At 68.0% G+C, this 5,318-nt stretch carries 4 protein-coding genes; all 4 read left to right on the forward strand.

The features are described from left to right. Positions 1 to 103: 103 nt before the first annotated feature. Positions 104 to 1,333, forward strand: a complete 1,230-nt coding sequence (locus tag L995_RS03135) for a hypothetical protein (RefSeq protein WP_231574344.1) — start codon at positions 104 to 106, stop codon at positions 1,331 to 1,333. A gap of 99 nt (positions 1,334 to 1,432) precedes the next feature. After that, on the forward strand, positions 1,433 to 3,277 hold the full coding sequence (locus L995_RS03140) for a peptidase domain-containing ABC transporter (protein WP_047469076.1): 1,845 nt from the start codon (positions 1,433 to 1,435) through the stop codon (positions 3,275 to 3,277). Then, entirely contained in the window at positions 3,274 to 4,671 is a 1,398-nt protein-coding gene (locus L995_RS03145; RefSeq protein WP_016450682.1) for an HlyD family type I secretion periplasmic adaptor subunit, read from the forward strand. Before L995_RS03140 ends, L995_RS03145 begins: the two co-directional genes overlap by 4 nt. Continuing rightward, the coding region (locus L995_RS03150) for a TolC family protein (protein ID WP_047469077.1) at positions 4,671 to 5,318 on the forward strand (648 nt) is incomplete at its 3' end. The genes L995_RS03145 and L995_RS03150, both read left to right, overlap by 1 nt.

The following is a 5,318-nucleotide window of genomic DNA, read 5'->3' on the forward strand; positions in this document are numbered from 1 at the left end:
CCGCGTCATGGCCCTGGGCGTGCAGGCCGCCGCGCTGCCCACGCTGCGGGCCTCGGCCCTGATCAGCAGCAGCCCGCAGGGCCTGCTGCACCATGGCGTGCCCGTGCTGCATGTGCCCGACATACAGGAAGGATTGCGCAGCCTGGCGCAGGCCGCCCGGCGCCGCATCCAGGCGCCCGTGATCGCGGTCAGCGGCTGCGTGGGCAAGACATCCACCCTGGGCATGCTGCGCCAATGCCTGCAGGACGGCGGCGATGCACGGGGCGACGCCCTGCTGTCCCAGGGCACGGCGCTGCAGATGATCAACTGGAGCGAGGCAGCGCCCTGCGCCCTGCTGGAGCTGCCATTGCAGGCACTGCGTGGAGATCTGCCGCTGATTGATCCGGACATTCTGGTTATTACTAATCTTTCAATTAATGACATCCCAAGTACTGGTGATTCCGAGCAGTCCGGACCGGCCGGTCTGTCCGCCTGCCGCAAATACGAGGCGCTGCAGGAAGTCGTGGAAGCCATGCAGCATATGCACAAAGGCAGTGCATTGGTGATCGAACAAGACATAGGTGAAAACCCGTGCATTATTGAGAATGCCCAACGCATGGGAATGCGTCTCATCACCTTCGGTCCGCATTCCAATGCGCAGGTCCGTGAAATGGGGTTTCACAATGGAAATCTGCAAATAAGCATAGACAACCGGCGCCTCGGGATTTCCCTGCAATCGGATGGCCACCACATGGCCCGCAATGCTCAGGCCGCGCTGGCCGCCATGCATGCGCTGGGCTATGCGCCTGCACAGGTCCAGGCCTCGCTCGCGCACTGGCGGCCGCTGATCGGCGCCGGCCAGCCGCAGCTGCTGCCCAGTGGAATCTGCCTGCTGGACCACAGCCTGAGCAACCACTTACTGTCCATGCATGCTGCTTTTTCCCAGCTGCAGGAGCACGCCCCCCATGTCAGCCGCAGGCTGATCGTGCTGGCCGGCATACAGCCGGGCCAGGTCAGCATGGACACTGCACAGCTGGCGCTGGAGCCGCTGGTGCGCGCGGCCCAGGCCCGGCGCGTGCTGCTGTACGGCGAGCCGCTGCGGCAGCTGGCGGCGGCGCTGGCAGATCTTCTGCACGTCAATTGGTATGACGATCTCAATCAATTGATCTGTTCACTTCTTCGCACAACCCATAAAGGCGACACGGTTTTGTTGGCAGGCCGCGCCACTACCAATCTGGCCCTGGCCGCAGATGCCATACGAGACAGTTTCAGTGGACACGGGGCCCACCTAATAGCGTCCAGCCCCGCCATCCGCTTTGATCCACATCAAAATCAAATGAACATGCATTATTGATTGAATAAAACTTATAGAGGACTGTATATAACTCGCTACAGTATTTGGGAAACGAGCGCCTTTACATTTTGTAAAGACGTTTACTAAGCCCATCAGAACATGATCCGATACCTTCTTCCCCGCCAGTTGGCCAAGGCCACGGCGATGCCGTCGGGAACGGAGACGGTGGGGGCTTTTGCAACTGCCATCGCCGAGTCCTTCGACCGGGCCGCTCACCAGCTGCGCCGTGCCGCGTGGCTGTCCCTGCCCATCAGTGTGCTGGGCCTGTTGCCATCCATCTTCCTGCTGCAGGTCTACAACCGCGTCATTGCACGCGGCGGCACGGCCACGCTCACGGCCATGGTGGCCGGCGTGCTGTGCTTCCTGGGCCTGGAATGGTGGCTGCGCCGCCGGCGCGCCCGCGCCCTGCGCGAAGCCGGCGCCATGATCGACCGCGATGTCTCCCAGGCGCTGATGCATTCCATGCTGCGCCACCCGCTGGCCGCGCTGGAGCAGCGCTCTTCCAGCCAGTGGCTGCAGCTGTTCCGCGACGTGAGCGCCATGCGCTCGGGCATGTCCGGGGGCCTGGCGACCTCGCTGCTGGACCTGCCCATGGCCCTGCTGGCCCTGGTGGTCATCGGCATCATTGCCTGGCCCGTGCTGCCGGTGATCCTGGTGGCCATGCTCATCATGGGCGTGCTGGCCTGGTGGTGGGCCGACGAGGTGCGCAGCGGCCGCGTGGAGGAAATCGCCCAGGCCCGCATGCTGGACCGGGGCACGGCCGAAGTCTGCAACGCCCGCGCCACGCTGAAGGTGCTGGGCTACGACGCCGCCGCGCGCCAGAACTGGCAAAACGGCTATGACCGCTGGCTGGCCGAGAGCTTCGGCAAGAACGGCGAGATGGAAAACGCGCGCGAAGCCAGCACCGTGCTGCTGACGCTGTTCTCCATCGCGGTGATCACCGTGGGTGCCATTGCCATCAATGCGCAGTGGATGAGCATCGGCAGCCTGATGGCCGTGAACCTGCTGTCGGGCAAGGCGCTGGGCCCCATCTCGCAACTGGCCAGCAACTGGCGCTCGCTGGCCCAGGCCAACGAGGCCGCACGCCGCCTGCAGTCCGTGCTGGAGGAGCCCGTCGAAATCACGGCCGAGACCGTGGACCTGCCGCGTCCCCAGGGCCGGCTGCGCCTGGACCAGGCCAGCTTCCATTACCCGGGCGGCCATGTGGCGCTGGAGCAGGCCTCGCTGGAGATCGGCCCCGGCGGGCTGCACGCCATCGTGGGGCGCAACGGCGCCGGCAAGTCCACCCTGGCCAAGCTGCTGGCAGGGCTCTACCAACCCACGCAGGGCCGCATCTTCATCGATGAATACGACATGGCCCAGTTCCCGCGCGCCGAGCTGGGCCGCTGGATAGGCTGCCTGGCCCAGCAGGTGTACTGGTTCAGCGGCCCCATCGTGGACGGGCTGCGCATGGTCAATCCCGATGCCGACGACCACAAGATCGTCACCGCCTGCCAGATCTCGGGCGCGCATGGCTTCATCAGCCGCCTGCCCCAGGGCTACCAGACGGTGCTGGGCGAAGGCGGCGCGGGCCTGTCGGCGGGCGAGCTGCGCAAGCTGGCCCTGGCCCAGCTGTTCCTGCGCAACCCCTCCGTGCTGATCCTGGACGAGCCCAGCAACGACCTGGATTTCGAGAGCGAAACCGCCCTGCTGCAGACACTGCGGCAGATTGCGCTCAAGCACACGGTCATCGTCGTCACGCACTCGCTGCGCGTGGCCTCCATGGCCCAGCACCTCTACCATGTGCGCGGCGATGGCGGCATCGACCATGGCTCGCCCCAGCAACTGCTGCCCCAGCTGTTCGGCACGGCACGCGAGGCCGCCGTGCCCGCAGCGGCCCCCGCACCCGCAGACAAGGCCCCGCATCCCGACCAGCCCGCCGTCGCGCCGGAGCTTGCCTCATGAGAGCCGGCCGCTACGACGATCTGCCCCTGGTGCTGCGCCAGTCGCACCAGCCATCCCGCCCGCTCGAGGCCGGGCCGGCCGGGGCCGGCGCGGATGCATCCGGCGCAACGCCACCCGCAACGCCCCCCGTATCGCGCTGGGCAGGCCTGGCGCGCGGCAAGTGGCTGCTCGCCATCCCGGTCACCGCGCTGGTGATCACCGGCCTGTTCTATCCCGTGGAGAACGTGGTGGTGGCCAGCGGCCAGGTCATCCCCTCCGACCGCGTGCAGACCGTGCAGCATCTGGAAGGCGGCATCGTCACCGCCGTCCATGTGCGCGAAGGCCAGGCCGTGACCCAGGGCCAGCCCCTGCTGGAGATCGACCTGGGCGGCAACAGCCTCAACCTCGAACAGCTCACGGCGCGCATGGCCACGGCCCAGGCGGTCAAGGTACGGCTGGGCGCGGAAAGCCAGGGCAGGCCGCTGCAGCGCACCAGTTTCCCGGCCGACCTGGACCCGCAGGTGGTCCAGGCCGAGCTGGGCGCCTTCTCGGCCCGCGCGCTGGAACACCAGGGCAGCATTGCCGCGGCCCAGGCCCAGCTGCAGCAGGCGCGCGGCGACGTGGCCCAGGTCCAGGCCCGCATTGAGGGGCTGGAGACCAATCTGCGCCTGCACCAGCAGGAAGCCTCCATTGCCGGGCAGCTCGCCGCCGAGCAGCTGATCGGCCAGCTGGAAGTGCTGGACAAGCAGCGGGCGCTGGAGCAGGTCCGCGCCGAGCTGGCGGCATCGCGCCAGACGCTGTTCAGCAACCGCGCCAAGATCGAGCAGGCCCAGGCCAAGCTGCAGGAGACCCAGGGCGCCTTCCGCCGCCGCGCCTCCGACGAACTGGCCCAGACCGAACGCGAGCTGGCCAGCCTCAACGAAGACCTGGTGCGCGCCCGGACCCAGCGCACGCGCACCGCCGTGCTGGCGCCCACCAGCGGCTTCGTCAAGGGACTGCGCAGCTCGGGTGCAGGCTGGGTGGTCAAGCCCGGCGAGCCCATCCTCGAAGTCGTGCCCGACAAGGACGAGGTCATCGTCGAAGCACGCCTGAGCCCCGCCGACCGTGGCTACGTGCGCACCGGCCAGCCCACCCGGGTGAAGATCTCGGCCTACGATTTCCTGCGCTACGGCTCGGTGCCCGGCCAGGTCACCCTGGTGGCTGCCGATGCCGACCGCGACCCCAACCTGGCCGACTCGCCCTCGTACTTCCGCATCCAGGCCAGCCTGGAGCAGCCCTGGGTGGGCCGCACCGACAACCGCATCACCACCGGCATGCAGGCCGAGCTCGACCTGCTGCTGGGCCACGAACCCTTTATCTGGTACTTGCTGCGGCCCGTGCTGCGCATCCAGAGCGAAGCCTTCCGGGAGCCCTGATGCAAGGCCGCCCGTCCACTCCCACCACAGGCTGGCACGCCCGGCTGCGCCAGCTGCTGGCCGCTGCCTGCTGCGTATCGGCCCTGCAGGCGCTGCAGGCTGAGGCCGCGCCCATGGCGGCCGAGGAACCGGACCTGGCCACCACGGCTGCGGCGGTCACGGCGGACTCCGCTCACGCTCACGCACCTTCACCCGAACCCGCATCCGTCCCGGTACCCGACGCCGTGGTCCTGCGCCTGGCCCAGCAGCTCACGCCCGGCACCCTGGCCAGCGACAGCGGGCAGCGCCGCCTGCTCGATGCCCTCTACGCCCTGCTCGACGAATACCCCGACGTGCGCAAGGCGCGCGCCGCGCTGGAATCGGCCGGGCATGACGTGAACACCGCGCGCGGCGCGCGCTGGCCCACCTTCAAGGTGGGCACCAACACGGGCGATGCCAAGCTCCGCCGGGGCCGCGAGTCGTACACCGCCGTCAATGCCGAAGTGCGCATGGCCCTGCTCGATGGCGGAGCCATCGGCGCGGGCATCCGCTCGGCCGAATCGCAGGAGGCGGCCCAGGGCAGCGTGCTCTACGGCACGCGCCAGAACGTGCTGCTGGAGGCACTGACCGCCCTGCTGGAGCTGCACCGCTTCGAGGACAAGACGCGG

Source organism: Delftia sp. ZNC0008 (genome assembly GCF_000799035.1).
GTDB lineage: Bacteria > Pseudomonadota > Gammaproteobacteria > Burkholderiales > Burkholderiaceae_C > Comamonas > Comamonas tsuruhatensis.